Source organism: Chloroflexus sp., from assembly GCF_049970315.1.
Lineage (GTDB): Bacteria > Chloroflexota > Chloroflexia > Chloroflexales > Chloroflexaceae > Chloroflexus.
Genome location: NZ_JBMFNE010000014.1, coordinates 42343 through 68492 on the forward strand (window position 1 = coordinate 42343; position 26150 = coordinate 68492).

19 protein-coding genes are annotated in these 26150 nt (G+C 55.8%); 5 read left to right on the forward strand and 14 right to left on the reverse strand.

Annotation, left to right across the window (positions count from 1 at the left end; translation table 11 throughout):
- The first annotated feature begins 17 nt into the window (after positions 1-17).
- Complete coding sequence (locus ACP5OT_RS10995) at positions 18-584, forward strand: GNAT family N-acetyltransferase (RefSeq protein WP_424675681.1); 567 nt, start codon at positions 18-20, stop codon at positions 582-584.
- On the opposite strand, the gene ACP5OT_RS11000 is transcribed toward ACP5OT_RS10995, so the two are convergent.
- The 3 genes from ACP5OT_RS11000 to ACP5OT_RS11010 form a co-directional block, all read right to left on the reverse strand.
- Entirely contained in the window at positions 530-853 is a 324-nt protein-coding gene (locus tag ACP5OT_RS11000; protein WP_428132159.1) for an Eco29kI family restriction endonuclease, read from the reverse strand. The genes ACP5OT_RS10995 and ACP5OT_RS11000 overlap by 55 nt on opposite strands.
- A gap of 680 nt (positions 854-1533) precedes the next feature.
- Positions 1534-2793, reverse strand: a complete 1260-nt coding sequence (locus tag ACP5OT_RS11005) for a glycosyltransferase family 4 protein (protein ID WP_424675682.1) — start codon at positions 2791-2793, stop codon at positions 1534-1536.
- 104 nt (positions 2794-2897) lie between these two features.
- Positions 2898-4979 carry a thioredoxin domain-containing protein gene (locus ACP5OT_RS11010; protein WP_424675683.1) on the reverse strand — a complete coding sequence of 694 codons (2082 nt, stop codon included), beginning with the start codon at positions 4977-4979 and terminating at the stop codon, positions 2898-2900.
- 159 nt (positions 4980-5138) lie between these two features.
- On the opposite strand from ACP5OT_RS11010, the gene gyrA reads away from it, so the two are divergent.
- Positions 5139-7613 carry a DNA gyrase subunit A gene (gene gyrA / locus ACP5OT_RS11015; RefSeq protein ID WP_424675684.1) on the forward strand — a complete coding sequence of 825 codons (2475 nt, stop codon included), beginning with the start codon at positions 5139-5141 and terminating at the stop codon, positions 7611-7613.
- 59 nt (positions 7614-7672) lie between these two features.
- Here gyrA and ACP5OT_RS11020 read toward each other — a convergent pair whose 3' ends face one another.
- Positions 7673-8014 carry a cupin domain-containing protein gene (locus tag ACP5OT_RS11020; protein WP_424675685.1) on the reverse strand — a complete coding sequence of 114 codons (342 nt, stop codon included), beginning with the start codon at positions 8012-8014 and terminating at the stop codon, positions 7673-7675.
- A gap of 5 nt (positions 8015-8019) precedes the next feature.
- Complete coding sequence (locus ACP5OT_RS11025) at positions 8020-9390, reverse strand: right-handed parallel beta-helix repeat-containing protein (protein WP_424675686.1); 1371 nt, start codon at positions 9388-9390, stop codon at positions 8020-8022.
- Between the two features lie 159 nt (positions 9391-9549).
- On the opposite strand from ACP5OT_RS11025, the gene ACP5OT_RS11030 reads away from it, so the two are divergent.
- Complete coding sequence (locus tag ACP5OT_RS11030) at positions 9550-10656, forward strand: hypothetical protein (protein ID WP_428132132.1); 1107 nt, start codon at positions 9550-9552, stop codon at positions 10654-10656.
- A 24-nt stretch (positions 10657-10680) separates the two neighbouring features.
- Here ACP5OT_RS11030 and ACP5OT_RS11035 read toward each other — a convergent pair whose 3' ends face one another.
- The 6 genes from ACP5OT_RS11035 to ACP5OT_RS11060 are packed head-to-tail and all read right to left on the reverse strand — an operon-like array spanning position 10681 to position 18539.
- Positions 10681-12003 (reverse strand): CdaR family protein, encoded by a 1323-nt coding sequence (locus tag ACP5OT_RS11035; RefSeq protein WP_428132134.1) that lies wholly within the window; start codon positions 12001-12003, stop codon positions 10681-10683.
- Entirely contained in the window at positions 12000-12830 is an 831-nt protein-coding gene (gene cdaA / locus ACP5OT_RS11040; RefSeq protein WP_424675689.1) for a diadenylate cyclase CdaA, read from the reverse strand. Before cdaA ends, ACP5OT_RS11035 begins: the two co-directional genes overlap by 4 nt.
- 2 nt (positions 12831-12832) lie before the next feature.
- A complete protein-coding gene (locus ACP5OT_RS11045) occupies positions 12833-16096 on the reverse strand; it encodes a tetratricopeptide repeat protein (protein ID WP_424675690.1) in 3264 nt (1087 codons plus the stop codon).
- 25 nt (positions 16097-16121) lie between these two features.
- A complete protein-coding gene (gene argF / locus ACP5OT_RS11050) occupies positions 16122-17051 on the reverse strand; it encodes an ornithine carbamoyltransferase (protein WP_424675691.1) in 930 nt (309 codons plus the stop codon).
- 50 nt (positions 17052-17101) lie between these two features.
- The gene (locus tag ACP5OT_RS11055) at positions 17102-17785 is read right to left on the reverse strand and encodes an ATP-binding protein (protein WP_424675692.1); all 684 of its coding nucleotides are present in this window, start codon (positions 17783-17785) and stop codon (positions 17102-17104) included.
- A gap of 46 nt (positions 17786-17831) precedes the next feature.
- Positions 17832-18539, reverse strand: coding sequence for a DnaD domain-containing protein (locus tag ACP5OT_RS11060; RefSeq protein WP_424675711.1), 708 nt, complete (start codon positions 18537-18539; stop codon positions 17832-17834).
- Positions 18540-18726: 187 nt separating this feature from the next.
- Between ACP5OT_RS11060 and ACP5OT_RS11065 the strand changes: the two genes are divergently transcribed.
- Both ACP5OT_RS11065 and uvrA read left to right on the forward strand, forming a co-directional pair.
- Positions 18727-20010 carry an MFS transporter gene (locus tag ACP5OT_RS11065; protein WP_424675693.1) on the forward strand — a complete coding sequence of 428 codons (1284 nt, stop codon included), beginning with the start codon at positions 18727-18729 and terminating at the stop codon, positions 20008-20010.
- A gap of 145 nt (positions 20011-20155) precedes the next feature.
- Complete coding sequence (gene uvrA / locus ACP5OT_RS11070) at positions 20156-23080, forward strand: excinuclease ABC subunit UvrA (RefSeq protein WP_428132137.1); 2925 nt, start codon at positions 20156-20158, stop codon at positions 23078-23080.
- Between the two features lie 128 nt (positions 23081-23208).
- On the opposite strand, the gene ACP5OT_RS11075 is transcribed toward uvrA, so the two are convergent.
- From ACP5OT_RS11075 to ACP5OT_RS11085, 3 genes are all read right to left on the reverse strand, one after another.
- Positions 23209-24144: a pentapeptide repeat-containing protein gene (locus ACP5OT_RS11075; protein WP_424675695.1), complete on the reverse strand. Its 936-nt coding sequence runs from the start codon at positions 24142-24144 to the stop codon at positions 23209-23211.
- 96 nt (positions 24145-24240) lie between these two features.
- Positions 24241-24843 (reverse strand): 4-vinyl reductase, encoded by a 603-nt coding sequence (locus tag ACP5OT_RS11080; RefSeq protein WP_428112072.1) that lies wholly within the window; start codon positions 24841-24843, stop codon positions 24241-24243.
- 158 nt (positions 24844-25001) lie between these two features.
- Positions 25002-26144 (reverse strand): polyamine ABC transporter substrate-binding protein, encoded by a 1143-nt coding sequence (locus tag ACP5OT_RS11085; protein ID WP_428132140.1) that lies wholly within the window; start codon positions 26142-26144, stop codon positions 25002-25004.
- Positions 26145-26150: the final 6 nt, after the last annotated feature.

The following is a 26150-nucleotide window of genomic DNA, read 5'->3' on the forward strand; positions in this document are numbered from 1 at the left end:
CCAGGGAAGGGTTGACGATGAACGCCCACCCACAAACGCGACCGGTCGTTGTAGCCGGTGAGCGGGTCTTTCTGAGCCATATCTTCGCCGATGATGCACCACTGCTGGCACAGTGGTTTGCCGATCTGGAATTCACTGCTCTGTTAGGCCAACAGGGGTACAGTTACACCCTCGAACAAGAACAGCAGTGGATTAATGCAAACGCCATAGCCAAAGACGATCGGCGTACTTTTACGATAATACTGCGTGACGGTGAGCGGCTGATCGGCACATGTAGTTTGTTTCGTATCAACCTACTCCACGGCATTGCCGAACTGGGCATCGCTATTTGTGATAAAACGGTGTGGGGGCAAGGTTGTGGACGTGAAGCGGTTCGTTTGTTAGTCGATTACGGGTTTCGCTATCTCAACCTTTATAACATCTCGTTGTGGGTGTATGCGTTCAACGAGCGGGCGTACCGGGCCTATGTGCGGGCCGGCTTTCGCGAAGTGGGCCGGTTACGTGGAGCTATCATGCTAGATGGGCGTCGTTACGATCGTATTCTGATGGAAATAACACGCGATGATCGCATAAGTGTTGGATAAACACAGCGGTATGACATATCCTGTTGAACTACTTGTTTCACGGCCTCGATCAGTTCTTGGTGGTCTTTGCGGTTTGATCGCAAATGTTGCGCCCATCTACAACCGGGATGGAGTGGGTTCCATAGAGAACACTGTTGATTGTACCGCCCTTTACCGGGATCGTGGTTGCCAAAACCGGTTACGATTGTATGCCAAATTGGAGAAAACTCAGTTCGCGCATTGTCATTGTACGGTAGAATGCTCGAACGTCTTCCCACACCTGCGGACATACGTTCCGGGATGAGTCGCACGCAGAGAAGATTCGCTCGCTGCCATACGGAAGGTGGTAATGAGTTCAGGACAATAGCGCACGTTCCGTTCAACAGCCGGGCTAAACAATGGGAGACGTGAATAAAAACCCGCAGGTGGTTGGATATTGATGCCGTCAGGCAATGCCTAATCTCCTCACCATTTAAAAATATACGAACAACGGATACGGTACGGCGATGCGCTTCAACCGCCGACGTTTCTGTTGCCGCTGCTACACGAGCTAGATAAACATGAAAAGCGCTACACTTTGTTTTTGCCGCGAGGGTAGCACAGGGGTTAATATCAAACTCGATACCATTGAAGCTGTTCCGTAATCCCTCAACGAGGGTTGTTCCAACACCGGCAAATGGATCAAGTATCGTTGCGTGGTAGTTGATGTTAGTTGAGATATAGTATCGTAATATGTCGGTCACGAAGCCGGTAAAGAATCCGGCGATCCAAGGTACCCAACGGAGGATCGCATTATGTTGGTTCTGGGCAAAAGTTGAGTCGTGGAACAGGGACGTGCGTGGTGTGAGGTGGAAGGTAGATCATTGGATCACCACGGTGGTATTTTCTCACCAGAGTGGGAGTAGGACGGCTTGCATTCATCCTATCACGCTTTGGAATTGATTGAGTTACGATTTTTTTCCTCACCGCTTCACCCAAGCTCGCCATATAGCGGGCGAATTCGTTGGTAAACGGCATCCCACGTCAGTTCACGCCAAACACGTGCTCGTCCGGCAGCGCCCATTGCTCTCGCCAACGTGCGATCACGCAGGAGACGGTCGATGGCCTCAGCAATCGCCGGTACGTTTCCAAATGGCACCAACCAGCCATCAACCCCGTGCCGGATTACCGCCGGTACACCACCGGCCCGCGCTCCGATCACCGGCACACCGTTGCACCACGCTTCGAGATAGGTGATACCAAAGCTGTCGGTGCGCGATGGCTGCACATACACGTCGGCAGCGGCGAGTGCGTCGCGGCGGGTATCGTCATCAACGTAGCCGAGAATCCGCACGCGCGTTCGTTCGGACGGTGTCAGGGCCGCTACTGCTTCGGCAAAACCACCGAACGCCGGTCCACATTGCACCCATACTGCGTCACTTCCTTGTGCCCATAACCGTCGCATCGCCGCTAACGTATGGATAGCGCCTTTGTCGAACGCAGCCACACCCAAACTCAGCACCATCGGCCCATTAATCTGCTGGGTGGCTCGAAAACGCCGTCCATCGCCACCGGTAACTTCGGCGGGCGTTACTCCTGCACCGATGGTGACGATCTGAGCAGCGGGAAGACCACGCCGCATCAGGTACGCTCGTTCAATCTCGGTCATGGTCGCTATATACGTTGCCCGTCGGAGCAGATCGATCTGGTGTGGCATCGCGTAGTAGCGAACAATTTGCTCACTCCCCGGTTCACCGACATGCACGAATGGTGTGCAGATGTGGCGTAGGCCGTGTTGTTGGGTCCAGCATGCCACCGGAATCAGGGCAAAGTCGAGGGTGATGTTGGTGGTGTGAACGACGGTGACATCGGACAGTGCCGGATCGGCGAGGGTTGTGATGAGATCGGGGATCTGTGGAGTGAGCATAGCGAACCGGCGCAAGATTGACACGCTTGGTCGGCCCAAGCGGCCCACTTCGACCATCAGCCGACGGATGATCGGGTAGAGGAGCGCCGGACCGGGTAGTCGGCGGATCGCTAGTCGTCTGATTTGCACCCCATCGTGTTCACCGAACGGCTCGGTAATCCGTCGTTTGCCGGGCATCCAAAGGTGTTCAAGGTCAAAGGCATCGGTCGTCAGTACCGTTACCCGATGACCTTCGGCGACGAGGCGGGCGCCGATCTCTTGAAAGTAGCGGGCTGCCCCACTAGGAGCAGGCCAGTAGAGTTGGACAACGTGTAGGATGTGCATATCGCCGATGTACAACAGAGACGCAACTATACTTGCAAATCATACCAGGGTTTCGCCGATCCGTGGTGTTCGTTGGCAACGTTGCGTCTCTGCATCCCGTCCCGTCACCCCAACTGTTCCAGCAACGCTTCGGGTGTCGTGACCGGCAACCGGCAAGCAAACCGCTCACAGAGATAGGCTGTTGGTTGACCATCGATCAACGTGCGTCCGGCGAGTAATGCCACCTGTTCAGCGATCGGATCGCCGGGTTCGGCGTGGGCGATCACCAGTCGGGGCCGATAGGCAGCGCGGGCCACCGCCAATAGGGCTTGAGTCGTCGGATGGCCGGAGGGACCGATAATGGCCAATTCGCGAGTCGGCCCGATCATCAGATCGGCAGCACACAACATGCGACCGAAGCCAAGCGGAAAACGGATCAACATCGGTGCTACTTGTTGCAACACCTGCTCGGCCCGCGTAGCGTATAGATCATTGCCGGTCAGTGCATGCAATCGCAACAACGCCATCGTTGCTGCCGACGTACCCGACGGTGTGGCATTATCGCTGAGATCGCGCGGACGAGTCACCAATGCCGGCTGATCGCGCCCGGTATCAAAAAACATCCACGACTGTGCATCCCAGAATAGATCAAGCATCGCCTCGGCCAACTCGATGGCTGTTGCCAAATAGTACGTCTCACCACCAGCAGCGTGCAATTCGAGCAGTGCATCGCAGAGTAGCGCATAATCATCGAGAAAACCGGCCGGGCCGGGCCGACCATCCTTCCAACTGCGCAACAACCGACCATCAGCGCGACGCAGGTTTGCCAGAAGAAAATCGGCGCACCGGCGGGCAGCGGACAAATATTCTGGCACCCGCGCGCTCGCCGTCGCCAATGCTCTGATCGCCAGTGCATTCCATGCGGTAATAATCTTTTCATCACGGAAAGGGCGTGGACGCTGCTCACGGAATGCACGCAGAATCGGTCGCGCACGTTCAACTGTCTCGGTAACTCGCTCAACCGGCACTCCGAGCCTTGCCGCGACTGCCGACGCCGAGCGTGGCACATACAAAATCGACTTACCCTCAAAGTTGCCCTGCCGCGTTACCCCATAGTAAGCACCGACGATTGTCGCATCGTCGCCTAGCGCCAACCGCAATTCGTCCGGTGTCCAGACATAAAACGCACCCTCTTCGGCGTGGGCGGCGCCGGGTACCGGTAAGCTATCGGCATCTTCGCTGCTAAAAAATGCACCTTCGGGATGGTGCAGATCGCGCAGCAGATAGGCAAACGTTTCGTCGGCGATCTGGGCAAGGAACGGATCACCGGTGACGAGGGCGGCCAGATGATAAACTTCGGCCAACAGCGCGTTATCGTAGAGCATCTTCTCGAAGTGGGGTACTAACCAGCGCGTATCAACACTATAGCGGTGGAAGCCGCCCCCAACCTGATCGTACATCCCACCGTGAGCCATCTGTTCGAGGGTTTGGTGGAGCATCGGCAAAGCCTGCACGTGACCTCGCAGGTGGGTTCGTAAGAGAAATTCAAGCACGAGCGGCTGCGGAAACTTCGGCGCATCACCGAACCCGCCGTACTGAGGGTCAAATTCACGCTCAAGCTTGGCCGCAGCCTCCATCAGCAGTGCCTCGTCAACGGTTGCCGTTTCGGGCAGTGGCTGAGCCAACAGTTTGATATGATTGAGTAACTCTTGGGCTGAAGCGGTCAGATCGTCGCGTCGAGTACGATAGGCTTCGGCGATCGAGAGTAACACCTGGCGCCAACTCGGCATCCGATACCGGTTCGCCTTCGCATCAGGTGGAAAATAAGTACCGGCGAAGAACGGTGTCCCGTCGGGAAGACAAAAGACGTTGAGCGGCCAGCCGCCCCGTCCGGTGAGCGCCTGGGCCGCTGCCATGTAGATGCTGTCGAGGTCGGGCCGCTCTTCGCGGTCAACTTTGATGTTGATGAAATATTCGTTTTGGATAGCTGCAATCTCTGGATTGGCAAAACTCTCGTGGGCCATCACGTGGCACCAATGGCAGGCTGCGTAGCCAATACTCACCAACAGTGGCTTATCTTCACGTCGCGCACGTTCGAGTGCTTCTTCCCCCCACGGATACCAATCGACCGGATTATCGGCGTGCTGTTGTAAATATGGACTGGCTTCTCCGGCGAGCCGGTTGAGTGGGCGGGCATCGGTGCTCATGCTCCCTCCTTTCGATAGTAGGTACTGTTTGAATTGTAGCATAGCTGCTGCTCTAGAACATGTTTTCAACAGTATTCGACAAAACCACTCGGATAGGGTATAATATCAGATGGCAAACATCGCATTATGATGCGCTAAAACCCGATAATGGAGTAACCAATGGAAATCGGTATCGTCCGTCCCGTCAGCATCACCAACGAGATGCGGACGGCCTACCTCAGTTACGCGATGAGCGTAATCGTCTCACGTGCCCTCCCCGATGCACGTGACGGGCTCAAACCGGTGCAGCGGCGCATCCTGTACGGGATGTGGGACATGGGCTTCCGCAGCAACCAGCCCTACAAGAAGAGCGCCCGTATCGTCGGCGACGTGCTCGGCAAGATGCACCCGCACGGCGACAGCGCCGTCTACGATGCACTGGCCCGCATGGCGCAGCCGTGGAGTATGCGCTACCCGCTCATTGATGGGCAAGGTAACTTTGGTTCAATTGACGGCGATCCACCGGCAGCAATGCGGTATACCGAAGCGCGTCTCGCCCCAATTGCTGAAGAATTGCTGAGTGAAATTGATAAAGATACGGTCGACTTTCGGGATAATTTCGACGGCAGTTATCGCGAGCCGGTGGTATTGCCAGCCATTTTACCCAATCTGCTGCTCAACGGTGCGTCCGGTATCGCCGTTGGCATGGCGACCAATATTCCGCCCCACAACCTCGGCGAGTTGTGTGATGCCATTAGCTATCTGATCGATCATCCAGAGGCTACCGTCGAAGAGCTGATGGAAATTATTCCCGGTCCCGATTTTCCCACCGCCGGACTGATTTTGGGCACGGAGGGTATTTTGGCTGCTTACAGCACCGGACGCGGCCAGATCACGCTGCGAGCCAAGACCCACATCGAGGAAGCCGGGCGGGGTGCGTATATGATCGTCGTTACCGAACTGCCGTACCAAGTGAACAAAGCTCGGCTCCAAGAGCGGATCGCCGAGTTGGTCAAAGATCGTAAGATCGAAGGCATTCGCGATGTGCGCGACGAGAGCGACCGCAACGGGATGCGGTTGGTCATCTTGCTGAAACAAGACGCTCAGCCCAAGAAGGTGCTTAACGCGCTCTACAAGCATACGCAGATGCAAACCACCTTCGGCATCAATATGCTGGCGCTGGTCGAGCATGGCCGCCAGCCGCGCGTTTTGACGCTCAAGCGATTGCTGCAAGAGTATATCAACCATCGCCAAGAGGTTATTCGTCGCCGCACCGAGTTCGATTTGGCCCGCGCCCGTGAACGTGCCCATATCCTTGAAGGTCTCAAGATCGCGCTCGATAATCTCGATGCGGTGATCCAGACCATCCGCGATTCGCGCACCGCCGAGAGCGCACGCAATAACTTGATGCGCAATTTTTCGCTCACCGAACGGCAAGCACAGGCAATTCTCGAACTCCAACTGCGCCGATTGGCTGCTCTCGAACGGCAGAAGATCGAGGAAGAATATCGCGAGGTGATTAAGCTGATCGCCGAACTCGAAGATATTCTGGCTAATCCGCGCAAGGTGCTGCATCTGATCAAAGAAGACTTGAGCCGTCTGAAGGACAAGTACGGCGACCCGCGCCGCACCCGCATTATTCCCGATGTCACCGGCGAGGTCAGCGACGAGGATCTGATCCCTGATGTGCGGGTGATGATTACCCTCACCGACCGCGGCTACATCAAGCGCCAATTGCCCGATGCCTACCGCACTCAGCGCCGCGGCGGGCGCGGCATTAAGGGCATGCTCACTCGTGAGCAGGATATTGTCCGCCACTTGCTGACCTGCAATTCGCTCGATAATCTGCTCTTCTTCACCGACCGCGGCAAGGTCTACCAGATCAAAGCCCACGAAGTACCCGACAGCTCGCGCACGGCCAAAGGCTTACCGTTGGTTAACCTTGTGTCGCTTGAACCGGGTGAACAAGTGACCTCGATGCTGGCCGTGCGCGAATTCGACGCCGAGTATCTGGTGATGGCGACGGTGCGCGGCAAGATGAAGCGCACCCAACTGCGCGAGTATAGCCAAGTGCGCTCGAATGGGTTGATTGCGATTGGCCTGGAAGAGGGTGATGTGCTCGGTTGGGTGCGAGTTAGTCACGGTCACGAAGATATCTTGCTGACCACTGCTCGTGGCCAGACCCTGCGCTTCGCGCAGAGCGAGGTGCGTCCGATGGGACGACCGGCTACCGGCGTGATCGGGATCAATTTAGCCGAGGGCGACCGGGTGGTGAGTATGGATTTAGCCGAAGAAGGTGCCGATCTGCTCGTCGTCACCGCCCGCGGCATTGGCAAGCGCACCGCGCTCAGCGAGTACCCGGTGAAAGGACGGGCGACCGGTGGTGTGATCACGATTAAGCTGCGCAACGAAACCGATGAAGTCGCTGCCGCCGCGGTTGTGCATGAGCATTCGCTGCTCACGTTCATCACCACCGGCGGGATGGTGATGCGTACCAGCGCCAGCGAGATCTCGCGCTTGGGTCGGGCGACCCAAGGCGTGACGGTGGTGAACGTCGCTTCTGGTGATCGTGTCGCTGCCCTCTCGGTGGAAGATCCCGATGAGAACGGGAATGGCAACGGCGCCGCGCCAACGCTCATTGATCCGATGGGGTGATCGATTGCAGTGTTACGCACTGGCGGGTGCTGCGTGCTGCACCCGCCAGTTTCGATCAATTACCGCGGCATCAGGCCCCCGCGTTGGCGGTGCGCGGTCAAAAAGACCAACGGCCCGCGCAAGCAACGCAGCATGCGCTGCGCATTGCGCGGTACCACCACCGCCACGCCGGGACCGAGTGCAATTGCCTCGCCATTGACGATCAATTCGCCCTCGCCTTCATACACGGCTAACAACACGTCAAGCTCGGCATTGACGTGTTCGGGAATCGTTGCACCGGTGCGCAGCCGCATCAGATTCACGTTCATCTGCTCACTATTCACGCTCCAAATCGCGCCGTCATGGCGTGCTGAGCGCACCGCTTCGGCTATGTCGATCACATGTTCCGGTGAAAATGCCATTACCGCTATCCTTTCCGCTGCCGGATCAGAACACCTGCCAACAATCCCCCTGCAACCAGCGCCACTAGCCATAATGCCGGGTTGGTTGCCGGCATTGAAGCCGGTTGTACACCAATGTTCGGCCTCAGCGCCGGATATTGGTCGATGACTCCATCAAACATAAGTGGCTGATCGGCAAACCCATCACGATTGCGATCGTGCCGCCAGAGTTGCATCCCCAGCCACCAATCAGCCGGCCAGCCGCGTTGCCAATAGTTGCCGGCCCACACGACCACCGGCGCTTGCGGTTCGCTGGCTAGTAGCACGCGGTAGTGTACGATATCATTGCCGCGCAGCGTAACTGCTGCATCACCGGTCAGCAGCGCTAGCAGTGTTTCGTGATTAGCAAACCGGTTGCGCTGCGCCGTCAGCGCCCCGCTGCCGCCAACGGTGATAGCGCGGGCATTGCGCTCAAACCGATTATCCTGCACGATCAGGCCAGCACTATTATGTACGAGCAAGCCATCGCCACGCTGGCCCTCGATCAAATTGCCTTGCACCGTCACTCGCGCGCTGCCAGCCAATTTGATGCCAGTGACATTCTCAGTCAACGTATTGCGGTCGATCAGCACATCACTGGCTGACGGCAAACAGAGGGCTGCGCTGAAGAAGGTAGCGGTGACGCCAAGGATTGTTGCAGCGCCTGCAATGAGCGGCGAGACGATGCCGGTCTCGCTCCGGCTCACCACATTACCGCGCACCACACCACGCGACGCGTTGTCGATAGCAATGCCGATCTGCACCGCCAAGATCGTGTTTAATTCAACCCTCACACTGGGTGCATTTAGCAAGGCAACCCCAATGCTGTGCTCGCGCGGCATATCGTCCAGCGCACCGATGAAGGTATTGTTGGTCACCATCACATTCGCGCCATTATCAACCACGACCCCGCGCACAAAACGCTCGAAGCGATTACCACTGATCATTACTGCCGCTGCGCGCACCAGAATCGCCGCATCAATCGGTTTCAAACCACTGCGCTGAAAACTGAGGCCCTGCACTGTCACTCCCGGCGCGGTAATGGTGAGCGTGGAACCCGCCTCACCGCCATCAAGCACCGCGCCATGCCGGCCACGCAATACCAGCGGACGGTCGATCGTCCATTGCCCCTGTTGCACGCCGGGCAAGACCTCAATCACCATGCCGGGATGGGCCGCTGCCAACGCAGCGCCGAGCTGTGCGTAATCGCCGCCGGCGCCAACGCGAATGAGCTGATAGTCGCCGCCCCACCCATCATCGAGCACTGGCGAAGGCGCTGCTAGCGTCACCCATGGCAGCAGCCCCCCTAGAATGCCGACCACCAATATCGCCCGCCAACGCGCTATGTTTGCCATCATCGCCATCCTGCCTTGATGATGCGTGCTTTCACTATGGCTACTGTAGACTAGCGAGCCTGCTTGTGCTGTGACTTTGTTCACAGCGAGCGCGTGAAAACGGCTGTACAGTGGGTATCAGGCGATCGCGCCACGACGCAAGCATAGAGATGACGAGGTGCTATGATGATACTATCGCCTACCAACGTCTTCCGAGCCGGTTTTGCCGCCGGTGTGATAATGATGCTGACCAGCGCCCTTTGGGCTGGATTGCTTCGCATGGGATGGGCGCTGCCGTTATCATCGCTCACGCTGGCTGCGATTCATGGCCAGCTCTTCGTAGGCGGAATGCTCGGCACAGTGATTGGGCTAGAGCGAGCAGTCGCCATCGGGCGACCATGGGCCTTTGCCGGGCCGCTGCTGACATTGTTGGGAGGAATCAGCCTTTTGATGGGCTTACCAGCAATTATCGGCGCGTTGCTCATCACGGGCGGCAGCGTTGGCCTGCTTGCAATCTTCGCACTGCTGCTCAAGCGCCAACCGGTACGCTTTGTGGTCACCATGGCGCTCGGCGGGATGGCGTGGTTTGGCGGCAATCTGCTCTGGCTAATGGGGCAGCCGTTAGCGCTCGCGTCGCTCTGGTGGGCCAGCTTTCTCACCCTCACCATCTTCGGTGAACGGCTCGAATTAGGGCGGCTCCGCCACCTGCCGGCGTATACCTTCTGGAGCTTTAGCCTTAGCGTTGGCCTGCTCTGGCTTGGGTTGGGATGGTCGCTAGCGGATTACGCCAACGGCACGCGGCTTGCCGGCATTGGCCTGCTGGCAAGCGGTCTCTGGCTCTTAGCCTACGATATTGGCCGGCGCACGATTCGCCGTCCCGGCCTGCCCCGCTTCAGCGCAACCTGCATGCTCTCAGGCAGCGCATGGCTCACGATTGGCGGCTTGCTCATGGCGCTAAGCGGCGGTGTCTATGGCGGCTTGCTATACGACGCCATCTTGCACAGCATTTTCGTTGGCTTCGTTTTTGCGATGATCTTCGGCCACGCGCTGATCATCATTCCAGCTTTGCTCAGCGTTCCAGTCCGGTTCAGCGGCTGGAGTTACCTACCGCTCGGATTATTGCACGTGTCGTTAGCGTTGCGAGTGATTGGCGATCTATGCATGTTGATCGAATTCCGGCGTTGGGGCGGAATGATGAATGCGGTGAGCATCATCGTCTTTCTGATGATCACTGCCACCAGCATTGTGCGCGCTCATCGGCAAGCATCTCCGGCCACGATGCCGCTGTAATGCAGATGCACTGGTCATCATCGCTCACCCTGCATCAGGGGTCGGGGTCGGCTCAACCTCCGGCGACGGTTCTGGTTCAGGGGTAGGGGTTGGTGTGGGTATTGGCACAACCGTCACCGTTACCTCAGGTGGGTCACCGACGATGCTCACACCGCCGGGAAGTAACGGTCGCACGGCAAATTGGTACGTGCCAGGACCAAGGTTGGTAAGATCGAGCTGTACCACGAGGGGAGTTGCGGCTAATGCCGTCAATTGATCGGTCGTCCCGGCGAAGGTCATCTCAATTACGTTCGGTCGGACTGATGCTTGGAGATCGCCGCCCAGACCACTCAACGTCACTTCAACCGGTAGCCGCGCCTGAAATGGCATAGGAATCGGCATAACGGTGATCGTCACCTGTACTGCGTTCGGCTCACCTTGGGCAGGTGACGTGCCGATCGGAATAATCAAGGGGACAATCCGCACAACCGTCTCACGGGCATCACTGATATCAATCGCTTCGGTCTGCAACAGATTAATCGCATCGAGCGGCCCAGAACTACCGGTCAGCGTGATCAGTGGTGGGTCAACAACAACATTACTGACGAGATAGCCCGGTGCCGGTGAGCCGATGATAATCGGCGATACCGGCACCAACCGCAGACCGACCACCGGATTGATCGGAATGATCACAGTAATAGACGCCGGTTTCACCTGCACCCCCTCGACCGGTAGGTTATTCGCATCAATTGGTGTCAGGGTGAGCGGTGCATTATACGTTGCTCGAAGCTGATTAATATTGGCTACCGTTCGTGCTGCACTCACCCGGATCACGCGGCTCTGTGGGCCACTGACCGACACATTGGTGATCAGCTCGCCATTTGATCGCAATTCCGGTGTCCCACGTTCAAAGCTGAATGGTGGGGAGCCGACTATCTCGAGCCTAATCGGTACCGTTAACGTCACGAGCGGTTCTAGCCGAATATCAATCGTCGGTGGCTCAACCCCATTGGCCGGCACACTAAAGGAGAGATTGCTGCGCGTCGGTTGTACATTCAGTGGTACGACATGATCGCCAGGGCCAAGCCCACTCAGATCGGCCACGACTCGAATATCAACCGGGCGTAGTTCCGAGCGTTGACGACGGTCGGTGCGCAGGGTTACATCAACATTGGGGAAGGTAGTGGTCGGTATACCGTTAGCATCCACGATGATCAAATCATCGCGTAACCCCACAACCTGTAAGGTCAGATCTTCAAACCGTGCCGTCTCTTCTGGGTTCTCACTAAACGAGACAAATGACCAGAGGGCAAAACTCAAGCCAAACGCCAATACAGCGCGCAAGACAATCGAGTGCACACCATTCATACTGCCCTCTTCGTGTTCGACTCAAGCGGTATCTGCATCAGATCGGCCAGCATCGTCCGCAGACGTGACTCGGTCAGGTAACTCACCATCCGGCCATCACTGACCAGCGAGATAGCGCCGGTTTCTTCTGACACCACCACTGCAATAGCATCAGTCTGCTCGGTAATGCCTTTTGCCGCACGATGACGAGTACCGTACCGTCGTGGCCCGGAAATATCTTCACTCAACGGGAGCACAACATTAGCAGCCAAAATGCGGTTGCCGCGAATAATCACGGCCATGTCGTGTAGCGGTGAGTTAGGGTAAAAAATATTGAGTAGGAGCGGGGTCGAAATCCGCGAATCAAGAATAACGCCACGGTCGGCGAACTCCTGTAACTGTGTTCGTCGCTCGATCACCATCAATGCGCCCACCCCTTGCTGCGAGAGCTGAGCAGCAGCCCGACTGATAACGGTGATCGTTTCGAGCAATTCTGAGCGGTTCGCGCCCCCAAATGGTCGGCCAAACAGATCACTCGAACGGCCAAGACTTTCTAATGCCCGACGTAATTCGGGTTGGAAGAGGACCGGTATGGCAACGATCAAGGCTGGTGAAATGATATTGACAACTAACCAGTTGAGCAGGGTTAATCGATCACTCGCGATCGAGGGCATCACCAACGCAATCACGAGTAAAATCCCAACCCCACGTAGCAATTGGACGGCGCGTGTCCCGCGCACAATGCCCAACAGCCAATAGAAAAATCCTGCGACCAGCAGAATGTCAATCAGCGTAAAGGGCGAGGTGAGCGGATTCAGCCGCGCCCAGAGACGCTCGATCTCTATCATTGTCAACTCTGTGGCGGCGCCGGCTTGCGTTGCTCAAGCATACGATTGGCGGCGCTCAACATCGCTTCCACCCGTTCCGTTTCAATTCCCGGCAGCTTCAACATGCGCCGACACAGTTGGCTGGCCTGTCCGTATTCCTCGCGTCGCATGAGCATATCGTAGAGCATGAAGTAGGCTTCTAAATCGTTCTGATCGAGGCCAATAATCTGGTGCAGCTCGGCAATCGCATTGTCATAATCGCGTTGTTGGGCAAAAATGCGCGCGATCTGTTTCTTTTCGCTGATCGCTTCTTTGGTGCGACGCGAGAGGGTGTGCATGAGGGCCAACCATTGACGCGCATCAACATCGTTAGGTGCTATCTGTACAATTCGGTTGTACATCTCGCGCGCACGTTCATGATCACTCAACATCCAGTACGTTTGCGCTACTTCCTGTAACGACGCAACGGCATCTTTCAATTGACCGGCACGTTTTTGTAGTTCACTGACCCGCACCAGCCCGGCTAAACCTTGGTCGAGTTTCCCAACCCGCAGTTGTAAGCGCGCCAACCGGTTACTCATGCCGATATGGTTAGGCGCAAGCTGTACTGCGAATTCGAGAAGCTCTATCGCTAAATCCAATTGTTGGCGTTCTTCGTAATATGTTGCCAGCTCGTCGAGTTGGGCCAATGCCTCGGCGAGCTTACCCTGCCGAAAATAGACGTTCGCCAGCTTGGTGTAGATCGCCCGATCGTATGGCAATAACTTTTTCGCTTCCAGTAACGCTTGCTCTGCCCCGACTAAGTCATCACTGACCGCATACGCTTCGGCCATGCGACGCACCATATCGCCACGCGACGGTGGAATGGCGAATGGATGGCGGATCGATGAGTTGGGCGTTGTCTGCTCGGCAACGGCTTGCCCTTTGCGTAACTGTTCGAGTGCCTGCTCGGCTTGCCCTAACGCAATATAACTATCGGCGGCTGCGCGATACACGAGGGTGAGTGGAAGCATCGGATCGGGTTCGTTGTTGAGCAAGATTTGAGCTTGTTCAAGCTCAAGGAGAGCCAGATGGTGTTGCTCGTGCTGTTGTTGGATGATCGCCAGAATATAATGGAGCAACGCGCGGTCGTCGATCAACAGGGCAGCCCGGTATTCCGCTTGAACGGCAGCAAATTCAGTGGGATGCTTGCGTAATTGCTCCAGAACGGTGGCAAGCGAGTCCCAAATGACATTTGGTTGTTCGCCTATCAGAGCGAGCGTGATGTTGAGCCGTGCTAGCGCGACCGGATCGTCCGGTGAGCCGAGTTCGAGTGCCTGCCGAAATTCATCGAGTGCGGCTTCAAATCGCTCCAGTTTAAGCAAGGCCAGTCCATATTGAGTGTGTACCTCGCGATGTTTGGGCGCCCATTGTAACAAACGGCGAAACTCTTCGAGGGCTTTGTTCGTTTGACCCAAGCGAAAATAGGTATTGGCAACCTGTAACGACTGTTCGACAGCTTCATCGATACGGCCAGTCTGCCGTAGTATCTCGGCCAACTTCGAGCGTGCATTTATGGAATCGGGTGATAGCTCGATAAAGCGAAAATAGACATCAATCGCCTTTTCGGCTTCGCCTCGTACCTGATACGTCTCGATCAGTAACTGATATTTTGCCAATGCCTCTTCAGGGCGCCCCTGCCGTTCATAGATCTCGCCCATACGTAAGTGAATGGGTAGATATTCGATATTGTGGTGAATCACCTCCATACAAGCGTCGAGGGCGGCATCGAGCAGACCCTGTTCAAGATAGGTGCCACTCAGTTCGAGCCAGCCGGCCGTTACCTCATCAAGACCGGACGGATCGAGCGGCGTCGGCGGTGGAAATGCTGGCGTGGGTAGGCTGGTCGGCACACTCATCCGCTCGATGATCGGCAATTGTTCAAGCGTTGCTGGTGTGACCTCCGGTGTTACTTCTTCTTCAGAACGCTCACCTGACCGCAAGACATCGGTGATCGGGCGCAGCTTGCCCCATCGCTCACTTCCAGGGTCAATTATCGGTGGAGATGGTGGTGGTGCAGCGGGTGCTGGTTGGAGAACACCGGTACCGATTGTGCGTAGCTTCGCGAACATATTGCGATCGGCCAGTTCTTTGGCCCGATTTTTGAACTCGGCAGCACGATCGCGCCCCCACCGTTTACTGGCTAGAAACTCGGCGAGGGTACCATAGAGCAGTGAGGCACGAGCCAGATCGCCCAGTTGCTCATAGATCGTTGCCGCGCTCTCGTACATTGCAATCAGGTCATCAACCTCGGCCTTGCCGATAGTTTCGAGATCAACCAGCCCGATGGTCGTCTCAAATTCTTGCGCCGCTTGTGGTAATTGACCGAGGTCTCGATAGACTTGACCAAGCGCAAAGTGGGCGGACAGGGCGTATTCGGGGTCGCCGGCTGCGCGCGTGAGAACGCTGACCGCAGCTTTAAGATTACCTTGACTTTGGTACAGTAACCCGAGTGAATAGAGGACATCGGCCCGTTCGATCCCGGCTTGCACCGCCTGTTCGTACAAAGCGATAGCCCGCTCCTCATCACCCGCTTGCTGACAAGCCATTGCTTCAGCGACCAACTGCTCAGGTTGTGTATGTGAGCCGCGCGGTGTGCTGGTTGGGTAGGCTGGTCGTAAGCTACTAGTACCGCGAAGGGAGGGAGACGGTCCGCCCAGTTGTTCGCGTAGGCGCGTCGCCAATTCACGGGCAACGCGGTGATTGGCATCGAGGCGCAAAACCCACTCGACCTCAGACAACGCTTCAGCCGTTTCTCCCCGTGCGAGAAGACGTTGAGCCAGTTCAAGATGAGTCTCGGCTGATTCGGCGATGGCGCCAAGGTCTTCATAGAGCTGAGCCAAGCGCCGACGCTGATCGTCTCGTTCAGGCTGTAACGTCAGTAATTCACGCAACGCTTCAGTTGCTTGCAGCGTGCGCTGCTGGGCGCTATGCAGAGCGGCCAGGGCACTGTAGGCCTCGACGGCGGCAGGAATGTTTCCTTGACGACGATAGCACTGAGCGATGTAATTGAGATAGAACGCATTATTTGGGTCGGCCTCGTACAGATCGCTAAACGCCTGCAATGCTTTATCTAACCGATTCGTTTGGAATAAGGCAACGGCTGCCGCAGTGCGCGCTTCAATATCTTGGGGAAACTCTTGTAAAGCGCGCACTGCCGCGCGTAACGAGTCGTCCCAGCGTCCTTTTGCGGATGCCTCGCGGCACTGTTCCATCGCCCGATCAAAGATTGCCCGGTTGCCTGCCATAACGCTCTTTCCGCTACTACCGGTGCTACTTTCCTAGCAAAAATAAGATCAGCGCTTTTTGAACATGCAAGCGGTTCTCCGCTTGCTCAAACACGACCGATTGCGGTCCATCGATCACATCTGCCGTTACCTCTTCACTACGATGCGCCGGTAGACAGTGCATTGCCAGTGCATGCGGTGCAGCATGGGCCATCAGCGCTGCGTTCACCTGATACGGCGTAAAGACGGGGCGACGACGAGCGGCTTCATGTTCTTGGCCCATCGAAGCCCATACGTCCGTATAGACGGCATCCGCACCACTCACCGCCTCAATCGGCGAAGTAGTGATCGTGAGGGTCGCATCGTGTTGGTTGGCTAACTGCTCGGTCAGTTCGGTAATGTCAGGAGCGGGACGATAATCCATCGGACACCCAACCCGTACATTGACGCCTAATGTCGCCCCTAATAACATCAACGAGTGGCACACGTTATTGCCATCACCAACGTAGGCTAGCGTTAAACCTTGCAACCGGCCAAACCGTTCGCGGAGTGTCAGCATATCGGCCAGTGCCTGACACGGATGCTCTCGGTCGGACAGTGCATTGATCACCGGTACCGTTGCATAGCGAGCGAGCGTCTCAACTGTTGCGTGCTTGAAGACACGTGCAGCGATAATCGCTACCCAACGGCTCAGGTTCCGTGCCACATCAGGAACACTCTCGCGTCCGCCCATATCGATGTCATTGGCGGAAAGGTACGACGGATGACCACCAAGTTGAGTCATTCCGGCCTCGAACGCCACTCGCGTGCGCAACGAAGGCTTCTCGAAGACCAATGCAAGCGTCTGTCCCAACAACGGTCGGTCGCTGGTAACACCGGCACGCCACGTAGCTTTCAACGCTGCTGCCCGGTCGAGCAACGCTTCGGCTTCAGCACGGTTCAGATCGGCCGCTGAGAGAAAATGTCGCAACGTCATAAGGCTATACTTTCTGTTCTCACGTTGCCATCGACTGGTTCCAGGTGGTGTTACGGTTGCGACCGAGATTGGTCGTTCCGTCGCCGACGCGGATGGTACCGCTGTTCAAGGCTTAAACGGCGGTAATCACCCGCCTCAATAATGATGCGTTCCCGGCAGATGGCAGCATCAAACATCCGGGAAAGGATGCGCGGATCGATATCCTTCGGGTCACGATTACTGGTGATCACCGTCGGTAGAGCATAATTATACCGATGGTTCATGATCTGGTAAAGTTTTTCGCGCGCCCACGGCGTGGTGTTTTCGGTGCCGAGATCGTCGAGGATCAAGAGAGCGACGTCCCGAACGAGTTCAAAGCGTTCGTCGTAGGCCGTCTCCGAATTCGGCCCGAAGGTCGACCGAAGATGATCGAGTAAGTCGGGCACGACGGTGAATAACACCGGCATGTGCCGTTCGAGTGCCTCGTTGGCAATGGCTGCCGCCAGATGAGTCTTCCCACAGCCATAGCCGCCGAATAAGATCAGCCAACCTTGAGGGTTTTGCGCATATTCAAAAGCGCGGGCAAAGGCCCGTTGTACGCCGGGGACAGTGCGGTCAAAGTTGGCAAAGATCTTATCACGGAGTGGTGCGAGGTTCGAGAGCCGTTCCAGTTCTTCATAACGGCGACGCTCTTTTTCTGCCTGCTTACAGCGACAAGTGATTAATACGCCGAAGTTCGGATCTCCGTATCGCACATCGAGCGTGTAATAGCCTGCTCCCCGACAAATCGGACACACCGACTCAGAGGTCGCTTTCGTCGCTTCCGCGGCGGAAGAGGTGTCCGAGTTGTCCGCCGGTATATTTTTCAATATCGATAGGTCGTCCGGCCTGATACGGCGTAGTTTCTCGTCCATTGGCGGCCCACCTCTCCAGCATGCGCTGAATATAACGCCACGAACGTACATTCGCTCGCACAGCTTCGCGGATGGCGTCTTCAAGCCATTCCGCAGGGTAACGGTCGCTGGCGGTACGTAATTCTTCAAGCAGCAGCGGCGTGACTAGTCCGATATTTTGTTCGTACAACTCGATGATGCCCGGCCGTTCCGCCGGTTCCTCGAAGGGTGGAACGATCCCACTTGTCCCCATGCGCTCGATCCATTGTCGGTTGGTCGGGGTATTGATCAGGTACCAGTTGCGTACCCGCCCGTCGAGTGGTTCGACAAAATGCAGGACGGTGCCACGCCGGACTGCTGCGGCTAAACCTTCCTCGAGCAGCTCCTCGAATGAACGGAGCGAACTGAGGGCCTGCAATGAACGACGGAGCGGTTCGTCACGGTACAGATCGTCCCAACTGATCCGACGGGGACGGCTACGCTGCCGACTAAGCCGGTAGAACAGGTGCAGTGTCACTTTGAGTTCGCTCGGTTTAGTGATCGCCGGTAAGACGTCGGTGAAAAATTCCGGCGGTATACCGATGAGTCGTTCGGTTGTGAAGCCATGAAAGGTCATACTGCTCCTGTGTTCGGCAGGTGCCGGCCGTAGCAGCTTCATGATACCTTGCTTTTGCTATTCATGCTACCATATGTCGCCACTGTGCAAATTCCGTGCAAAGTATTGACAAAATCTGTGAACGGCCATATAATTTGCACAGCAAACCTTTTTGGTTGCAATCTAATCAACAGTAAGGTTCTCTTCTATGAAACGCCATTCACCACTCCTATTTATCTTTCTCACAATTTTTATCGACCTCCTCGGCGTCGGTATTGTATTGCCGTTGCTGCCTGAATATGTCAAAATCGTCGAACGCTCAAGTTGGTCGTGGTTGGCCGATAACCGTGCTCTGGTGGTCGGTGCGCTCACTGCTTCGTATGCGTTGATGCAGTTTCTCTTTGCGCCAATCCTTGGTGCGTTAAGCGATCGTTTCGGACGCCGACCGATATTGTTGCTGAGTCTGTTTGGGGTCGGTCTGAGTTATCTCGTTTTTGCCGTCGCCGAAAACCTGACGTTCCTCGGTGTCGAGACGGTTATCGGGTTGCTGTTCCTTGCCCGTATTACTGCCGGTATCACCGGCGCCAGCATCAGCACAGCGCAGGCGTACATTGCCGATGTTACACCTCCCAGTGAGCGTGCGCGTGGACTGGGGATGATCGGCGCTGCCTTTGGACTCGGTTTTATACTTGGCCCGGCTATCGGTGGCCTCCTTGTGAACATTAGCTTGCAGGCACCGGCGCTGTTCGCTGCTGCACTCAGCTTTGCTAACGTTATGTTTGGCTTCTTCCGCTTGCCCGAATCGTTGCCACCAGAGAAGCGGATGCGGTCGGTGTCACGCAATCTGAATCCGGTTACTCGTCTAACGGCTGTCGCGCGCGATCCTCGTGTTCAACCTTTTATCTTCGGTAGTGTGTTATTTAATCTTGCCTTTGCCGGCCTGCAAAGCAATTTTCCGGTCTACAGCGACGTGCGCTTTGGGTTTAGCCCACAGCAGAATGCGATCGTTTTTGCCTTCATCGGGTTGATTGCGGTGTTGGTGCAGGGCTTTCTTATCCGCAAATTGGTGGCACGCTTCGGCGAGGCTCGCCTGGCTCTGGCCGGTCTGACTCTGATGGCCCTCGGCTTTGCTGCGACCGGTCTCGCGCCTGCGAGTTGGATGCTCTTCCCGGCAATCGGGATCGTGGCCCTGGGTAGTGGTATGCTTACTCCATCGCTGACCAGCCTGATTTCGCAGTCGGTGTCGGCTACCGAGCAAGGCGCGATTCTCGGTGGAGTGCAGTCGTTTAATAGCCTCACGATGGTGCTAGGGCCGCTGCTGGCCGGTACCCTGTTTGACCTGATTGCGCCGAATGCGCCATACCTGTTTGGGGCGGTCTTGCTGACCGGTGCGCTCACAGTTCTGCTCTCTACCCTGCGTCAGCGCTTTGTTACGATACCGCAGCCCGATACCGTGGTGGTTACTGTCGATACGCCGGTTCACGTTGAGTAGTCTGTTTGTTCTGGCCGAACGTGGTATACGTGGTATACTAAGAATAGATCGTTACAGTGAGCCGCACTCGGTGCGGCTCGCAATATGAACGGCGTCGCCGGTGGGGCGGCGCTTTCGCTTCTACAGCATCAGCGTGGAGACGGTCGTGGCTAAGTCGACAATCGTGATCAAAGGTGCACGGGAACATAATCTCAAGGGGATCGATCTTGAGATACCCCGTGATCGGTTGGTGGTCTTGACCGGAGTGAGCGGTTCGGGCAAGAGTTCGCTGGCGTTTGATACCCTCTATGCTGAAGGTCAGCGGCGCTACGTTGAGAGCCTGTCGGCCTATGCGCGCCAATTCCTTGGGCAAATGGAGAAGCCACAGGTCGATCTGATCGAGGGTTTGTCACCTGCTATCGCTATTGAGCAGAAGAGCGCCAGCAAGAATCCTCGTTCGACGGTTGGTACTGTTACCGAGATTTACGACTATCTGCGGTTGTTGTTTGCCCGTGTCGGTCAGCAGTATTGTCACCGCTGTGGTCAGCCGGTGGCGGCTCAATCGGCCCAGCAGATGGTGGATCGTATCTTGACCTTGCCGTCGGGGACACGCTTTGTCGTATTAGCACCGGTTGTATCGCAGCGTAAGGGTGAGTATAAAGATATTTTCGCCGAAGCTAAAGCCGAAGGTTTTGTCCGTGTACGTGTTGATGGCGAAATTCGCTCTCTTGATGAAGAAATTAAGCTGAATAAGAAGGTAAAACACTCCATCGAGATTGTTGTCGATCGTTTAGCCATACCCTCAACCACTGATAACGGTGACCTCGCCGGGTTCACGACGCGTCTCACCGATAGTATTGAGACGGCATTGCGGGTTGGTGAAGGCAAAGTTCTGATCAGCCTCGCCGATCAACCGTCTGATCCCGATCAGCCACGCGAATGGATGATGAGTGAGAGCAATACCTGTCTCGCGTGTGGCATTTCTTTCCCCGAACTGACGCCTCAGATGTTCTCGTTTAACTCGCCGCAAGGCGCGTGTCCGACCTGTACCGGGCTTGGCTTCCGGCTTGAGGTCGATCCGGCCCTGCTTGTCCCCAATGGAGCCTTGTCAATTCACGATGGTGCAGTGACGTATTGGGGGGAGATGCGTAAAAAACAGGACACGTGGGCCTACAAGGCGTTGCAGGCAATAGCCGCTCATTACCACATCGATCTCGATGCACCTTGGGACTCGCTCAGCCAAGCTCAACGCGATGTGATTATCTACGGTAGTGGTCACGAACGGATCCGCTTTACCTGGGCACACGAGGGCGGTTCGCGTGGTGAGTACTATCGCACATGGGAAGGATTGGCCAGCGAGATCCGGCGGCGTTATATGCAGAGCGGCTCGGATGTGATGCAAGAGCACTATGCTCAGTACATGAGTGAGCAGCCGTGTCCTGATTGTCAGGGTGCTCGGCTGCGTCCAGAAAGTCTGGCTGTGCGCGTGGCCGGTCGCTCGATCCGTGATGTGACGCGCATGAATATTTCCCAGGCCCTTGATTGGGCGCGAGAGTTGCCAAATTATCTCAGCGAGACTCAACGACACATCGTTGATGATGTGTTGAAGGAGATCCGTGAACGACTCGGCTTTTTGCACAATGTTGGCTTGCACTATCTCACCCTCGACCGCGCTGCACCAACGTTGTCCGGCGGTGAAGCACAGCGCATCCGCCTTGCTTCGCAGATCGGCTCAGGGCTGGTCGGCGTTATGTACATCCTCGATGAGCCGAGCATTGGTCTCCACCAGCGTGATAATCGTAAACTCCTCGACTCACTGCTGCGTCTGCGCGATCTAGGCAATACCTTGATCGTCGTTGAACATGACCTTGAGACGATGCAGGCCGCCGATTGGATTATCGACTTTGGTCCCGGCGCCGGTGTGAAGGGTGGTCAAGTCGTGACGGCCGGTACGCCAGAGCAGGTGGCGCAACATCCGACATCGCTCACCGGTCAGTATTTGTCGGGACGCCTTACTATTCCGGTGCCGACGACCCGTCGCCGTCCTGATAACGGCTGGTTGACGATTGAAGGAGCTACGCTCAATAATTTGCGCGATGTGACGGTAAGTTTTCCGCTCGGCTGTTTTATCGCCGTGACCGGTGTTTCCGGTTCGGGTAAATCATCGCTGATCACCGAGACACTGTATCCGGCGTTGGCTAATCGACTCAACCGTGCCCAGCTTAAACCTGGCCCCTTCCGTGCGCTCCACGGTCTCGAACGACTCGATAAGGTGATCAATATCGATCAGCAGCCCATCGGGCGTACACCTCGTTCCAATCCGGCTACTTACGTGAAGCTGTTCGATCTGCTCCGTGAGCTGTTTGCCGAAACACCCGAAGCGAAGCTACGTGGCTACGGTCCCGGACGGTTCAGTTTTAACTTGCGTGGTGGACGGTGCGAGGCTTGTGAAGGGAACGGTGAAATTAAGATCGACATGCAGTTCCTCGCCGATGTATGGGTGCGGTGTGCTGAATGTAAGGGAAAGCGCTATAATCGCGAGACGTTACAGGTTAAGTACAAAGGTAAGACGATTGCCGACGTGCTTGAGATGGATGTGCAAACTGCCCTCGAGTTTTTTGCCAATGTCCCACGAGTACGTCGTATCTTGCAGACCTTACACGATGTTGGTCTCGATTATATCAAACTCGGTCAGCCGGCCACTACCCTTTCTGGCGGTGAGGCGCAACGGGTGAAGTTAGCCAAGGAATTGGCCCGCGTTGCCACCGGTCGAACCATTTACATTCTTGATGAGCCAACGACCGGTTTGCACTTTGCCGATATTCAACATTTGTTGCAAGTTTTGCATCGTTTGGTTGATGCCGGCAATACGGTGGTTGTGATCGAGCATAACCTTGATGTGATTAAGACGGCTGACTATGTGATCGATATGGGGCCAGAGGGTGGTGATGGTGGTGGTGAGGTAGTGGCGCTTGGTACACCAGAAGAGGTTGCACGTCATCCGTCTTCGCACACGGGGCGATTCTTGCGTGAGATCCTCGAAGCGGTCGGTTTGGTGGGTGTTGGCGATAGCCAAACGTATGTGGATTAGATTAATGGTTGGCATGACCGAAAGATGTTGATGGCACGGTAGCGACCAGAATATATTTTCGGTGAGGGGGCCGGTGCCGACGCACTGCGCCCCTTCTACACCCACATCTGCTCCCGTCGCTGCCGCTTCTACCGTAACCCCTTCGCACCGCTCAGATCACAATCGGTTAAGTCGGCGTCGGTTAAGTCGGCATCGGTCAAATCGGCATCGGTCAAACTCGCCTCACGGAGATTCACCCCACAAAGATTCGCACCGCGTAAATTGGCACCGCTCAAGTTGGCCCGCGCCAAATTCGCGCGCGTGAAGCTCGCGTTGCGTAAATGTGCCTCACTGAGATAAATCCCACTCAGGTTAGCATCACTAAAATCGGCATTGCACAAACTTGCCTCACTAAGGTTTGCCTCACTCAAATTTGCCCCAATGCAATTCACCTCATCGAGCGTCGCCTCACGTAGATTAGCGTGCATCAAGTTAGCCCCGGCCAAATTCGCGCCGTTGAGGTTTGCCCCGTTTAAACTGACGCGAAGCAAGATCGCCCCACTCAAGTTCGCTCCACTCAGATTAACCAATTGCGCTTCACGTAGTTGAGCTTCGCTCAGATTGGCGCCAATCATCACCGTATCACGCAGATCGGCCCCACTTAAGTTACAGAGGCTTAAATTTGCGCCATACAGATTCGCACCGCTGAAATCAGCCGCACTCAGATTGGCGCCACGTAGGTTTGCCCCGATCAGCGTTGCAAACTCAAGATTGGCCCAGCTCAGATCAGCTTTGCGTAAATCGGCATCGCTCAAATCGGCCCGCACCAATTGCGCCCAATTGAGTTTCGCTTCACGGAGATTGGCCCAGCTCAGATTTGCTTCACCCAACTCACAAATACTCAGATCGGCTCGATAGAGATTGGCGTCGGTCAGCCGCGCACGACTCAATTTGGCTTCGCTGAGATTCGCCCCGCTGAGGTTTGCGGCACTCAGGTTTGCCCCGCTAAGATTTGCTCCCACTAACCACAGTGGGCCAGGCCGGTTGAGTAAATCGTAGATCTGATCAGGTGTCAAATCGGCCATACAGCCCTCCTTCTTCCTCAACGCCCCGGCAAGGCCGGCATTTTCGCCACCAGCCAGATTGACGCCGGTGCTCCCATTGACCGACAGGCCATCTGCTCAACGGCAAACTAACTCATGCCCGGTTTGCCAGTGTAATGCTTCTTGCAAGATTCCGCACTGGATGTAACCAATCGGTTCATCTGCCTGCTTACCGGCTGACATTGCACATGTGTAGTCGATGTATGCCCACGCCTCGCCACGATCCTCAATCGCCAAGCGCCGGTCTTGGTTCACTGCCTGACTAAGCCGACGTAAACCGGCTTGCATCGCCGATAAGCCGAGTTTGACCTGGGTAGCGAATGGCAAGACCTTCGAGGCGATTAACGCCGCAGTTCCAAACAACGCACTCTGCTGCTCGATAGCCAATCGAGCGGTCTGTCGGCCAATCCGTAGTGCCATACTCCTTGCCGAACGGCCGAAGAAGTTGAGTAGACCGGCGTTGAGCGAGGCGTAATGGTAAAAGGTGAGGCCACTCGTCGCCTTCAGATGTTCGGGCGGATAGTTACCGATGAGATGGCTAAGACCGGCTTGGCGCAAGACCACGGCTAACCCGTTGCGCCCGATCACTTCTTCCGCCGCCAGTAAGGCCCAACGCATATACGCATCGACCAACAGCATATCGGCAACCGGATCGTGGTCGGGGCGATCGCGGATCTCCATGCTCTCCTCCTCTGCGCGCCCTCAGTGTGTGGATACGCATAGGATACCACAAACCGGTAGCAGATTTGACTGCTACTAAGATAAACGTGAACAGTGCGAAAAATAACGAGGACGACGCACTGCGTCGTCGTTATGACAGAATCATTATCGTCGTATTCTTACTGACCTTTAATCTCCGTCCATAGATCGTCAAAAACCGTCGTCCCTTCGTTACGCACGATCCACTCTAGCCGCTTATACATCTCTTCATTTGGCGCAAAACCTTGGGCGTAGAGCGTGCGCAACTCCTCCGACAGCAACTCGAGGGCATCCTTGTTTGGCGATAGATAACCGATGTATTCGGTATTCTGGGCCGAGATCTCCGGACGCAGGAGGTAGTTGATGAACACGTGCGCAGTGTAGGCATGTGGCGAGTCTTTCAAGATGACAAAATTGTCCATCCAAATAGTGCCACCCTCTTTCGGTACGATAAAGGCAATATTCGGATTACCGCTAAACTCTTCACCCAACCCATTGCGGGCTTGAATAGCTGTGCCACTCCACGCATGCGCCAGGACATATTCTTCACTGGCGAGTTTGCGGTTGACATCCGAGCTGTTGTATGCTGCTAAGTACTGCTTTTGAGCCAGTAAAATCTCCTTCACCCGCGCTAATGCTGTCGGATCGGTCGAATTGAGTGATTGACCAATGTAACGCAGTACTGCACCCGGTGTCTCCCGCGCATCGTCAAGCATGCTGAATTTACCGGCAAATGCAGCAACTTGATCTGGTTCAAGGATGGCTGCCCAACTATCAATTCCATTGGGGAAGAACTTCGTGTTGTATGCAATGCCGGTCAGACCGTACATGTACGGGAGTGAATAGACATTCCCCTTATCGAAATACTGATCGAGCAAGTTTGGATCAAGATGAATGATGTTAGGGATGAGCGACTTATCAATCGGCAGTGCCATTCCTTCGGCGATCATGATCTGCACGGCGTAATCCGATGGTACGACAAGATCGTAGCCCGAATTACCGGCACGGATCTTTGCCAACATGTCTTCGTTACTATCGTAGGTGTCGATGATCACCTTCACGCCGTACTCAGCCTCGAATTGATCGAGGATGGCGGGGTCAATATAATCTGACCAATTGTAGAAGTAGAGTTCCTTTGCCAGCTTGCTGCGATCAACGCCATCGGTGGTGGTTGTGGTATCACCACCACTCGCCCCGTACTCATTACCCGGCCCATCTGTGGTACTGCCACCGCCACAAGCTGTTAGCGCCAGCAACAGCGCTACGAGAAATACCCGGAGCATCTGCAT

Excerpts from the sequence above, each read along its gene's own strand:
- argF (WP_424675691.1), bottom strand. The coding sequence starts at position 17,051 with ATGACGTTGCGACATTTTCTCTCAGCGGCCGATCTGAACCGTGCTGAA.
- ACP5OT_RS11030 (WP_428132132.1), top strand. The coding sequence starts at position 9,550 with ATGATGATACTATCGCCTACCAACGTCTTCCGAGCCGGTTTTGCCGCC.
- ACP5OT_RS11000 (WP_428132159.1), bottom strand. The coding sequence starts at position 853 with ATGTCCGCAGGTGTGGGAAGACGTTCGAGCATTCTACCGTACAATGAC.
- ACP5OT_RS11010 (WP_424675683.1), bottom strand. The coding sequence starts at position 4,979 with ATGAGCACCGATGCCCGCCCACTCAACCGGCTCGCCGGAGAAGCCAGT.
- ACP5OT_RS11025 (WP_424675686.1), bottom strand. The coding sequence starts at position 9,390 with ATGATGGCAAACATAGCGCGTTGGCGGGCGATATTGGTGGTCGGCATT.
- gyrA (WP_424675684.1), top strand. The coding sequence starts at position 5,139 with ATGGAAATCGGTATCGTCCGTCCCGTCAGCATCACCAACGAGATGCGG.
- cdaA (WP_424675689.1), bottom strand. The coding sequence starts at position 12,830 with ATGATAGAGATCGAGCGTCTCTGGGCGCGGCTGAATCCGCTCACCTCG.
- ACP5OT_RS11080 (WP_428112072.1), bottom strand. The coding sequence starts at position 24,843 with ATGGAGATCCGCGATCGCCCCGACCACGATCCGGTTGCCGATATGCTG.
- ACP5OT_RS11065 (WP_424675693.1), top strand. The coding sequence starts at position 18,727 with ATGAAACGCCATTCACCACTCCTATTTATCTTTCTCACAATTTTTATC.
- ACP5OT_RS11035 (WP_428132134.1), bottom strand. The coding sequence starts at position 12,003 with ATGAATGGTGTGCACTCGATTGTCTTGCGCGCTGTATTGGCGTTTGGC.
- ACP5OT_RS11075 (WP_424675695.1), bottom strand. The coding sequence starts at position 24,144 with ATGGCCGATTTGACACCTGATCAGATCTACGATTTACTCAACCGGCCT.
- ACP5OT_RS11085 (WP_428132140.1), bottom strand. The coding sequence starts at position 26,144 with ATGCTCCGGGTATTTCTCGTAGCGCTGTTGCTGGCGCTAACAGCTTGT.
- ACP5OT_RS11005 (WP_424675682.1), bottom strand. The coding sequence starts at position 2,793 with ATGCACATCCTACACGTTGTCCAACTCTACTGGCCTGCTCCTAGTGGG.
- ACP5OT_RS11045 (WP_424675690.1), bottom strand. The coding sequence starts at position 16,096 with ATGGCAGGCAACCGGGCAATCTTTGATCGGGCGATGGAACAGTGCCGC.
- ACP5OT_RS10995 (WP_424675681.1), top strand. The coding sequence starts at position 18 with ATGAACGCCCACCCACAAACGCGACCGGTCGTTGTAGCCGGTGAGCGG.
- ACP5OT_RS11020 (WP_424675685.1), bottom strand. The coding sequence starts at position 8,014 with ATGGCATTTTCACCGGAACATGTGATCGACATAGCCGAAGCGGTGCGC.
- ACP5OT_RS11060 (WP_424675711.1), bottom strand. The coding sequence starts at position 18,539 with ATGACCTTTCATGGCTTCACAACCGAACGACTCATCGGTATACCGCCG.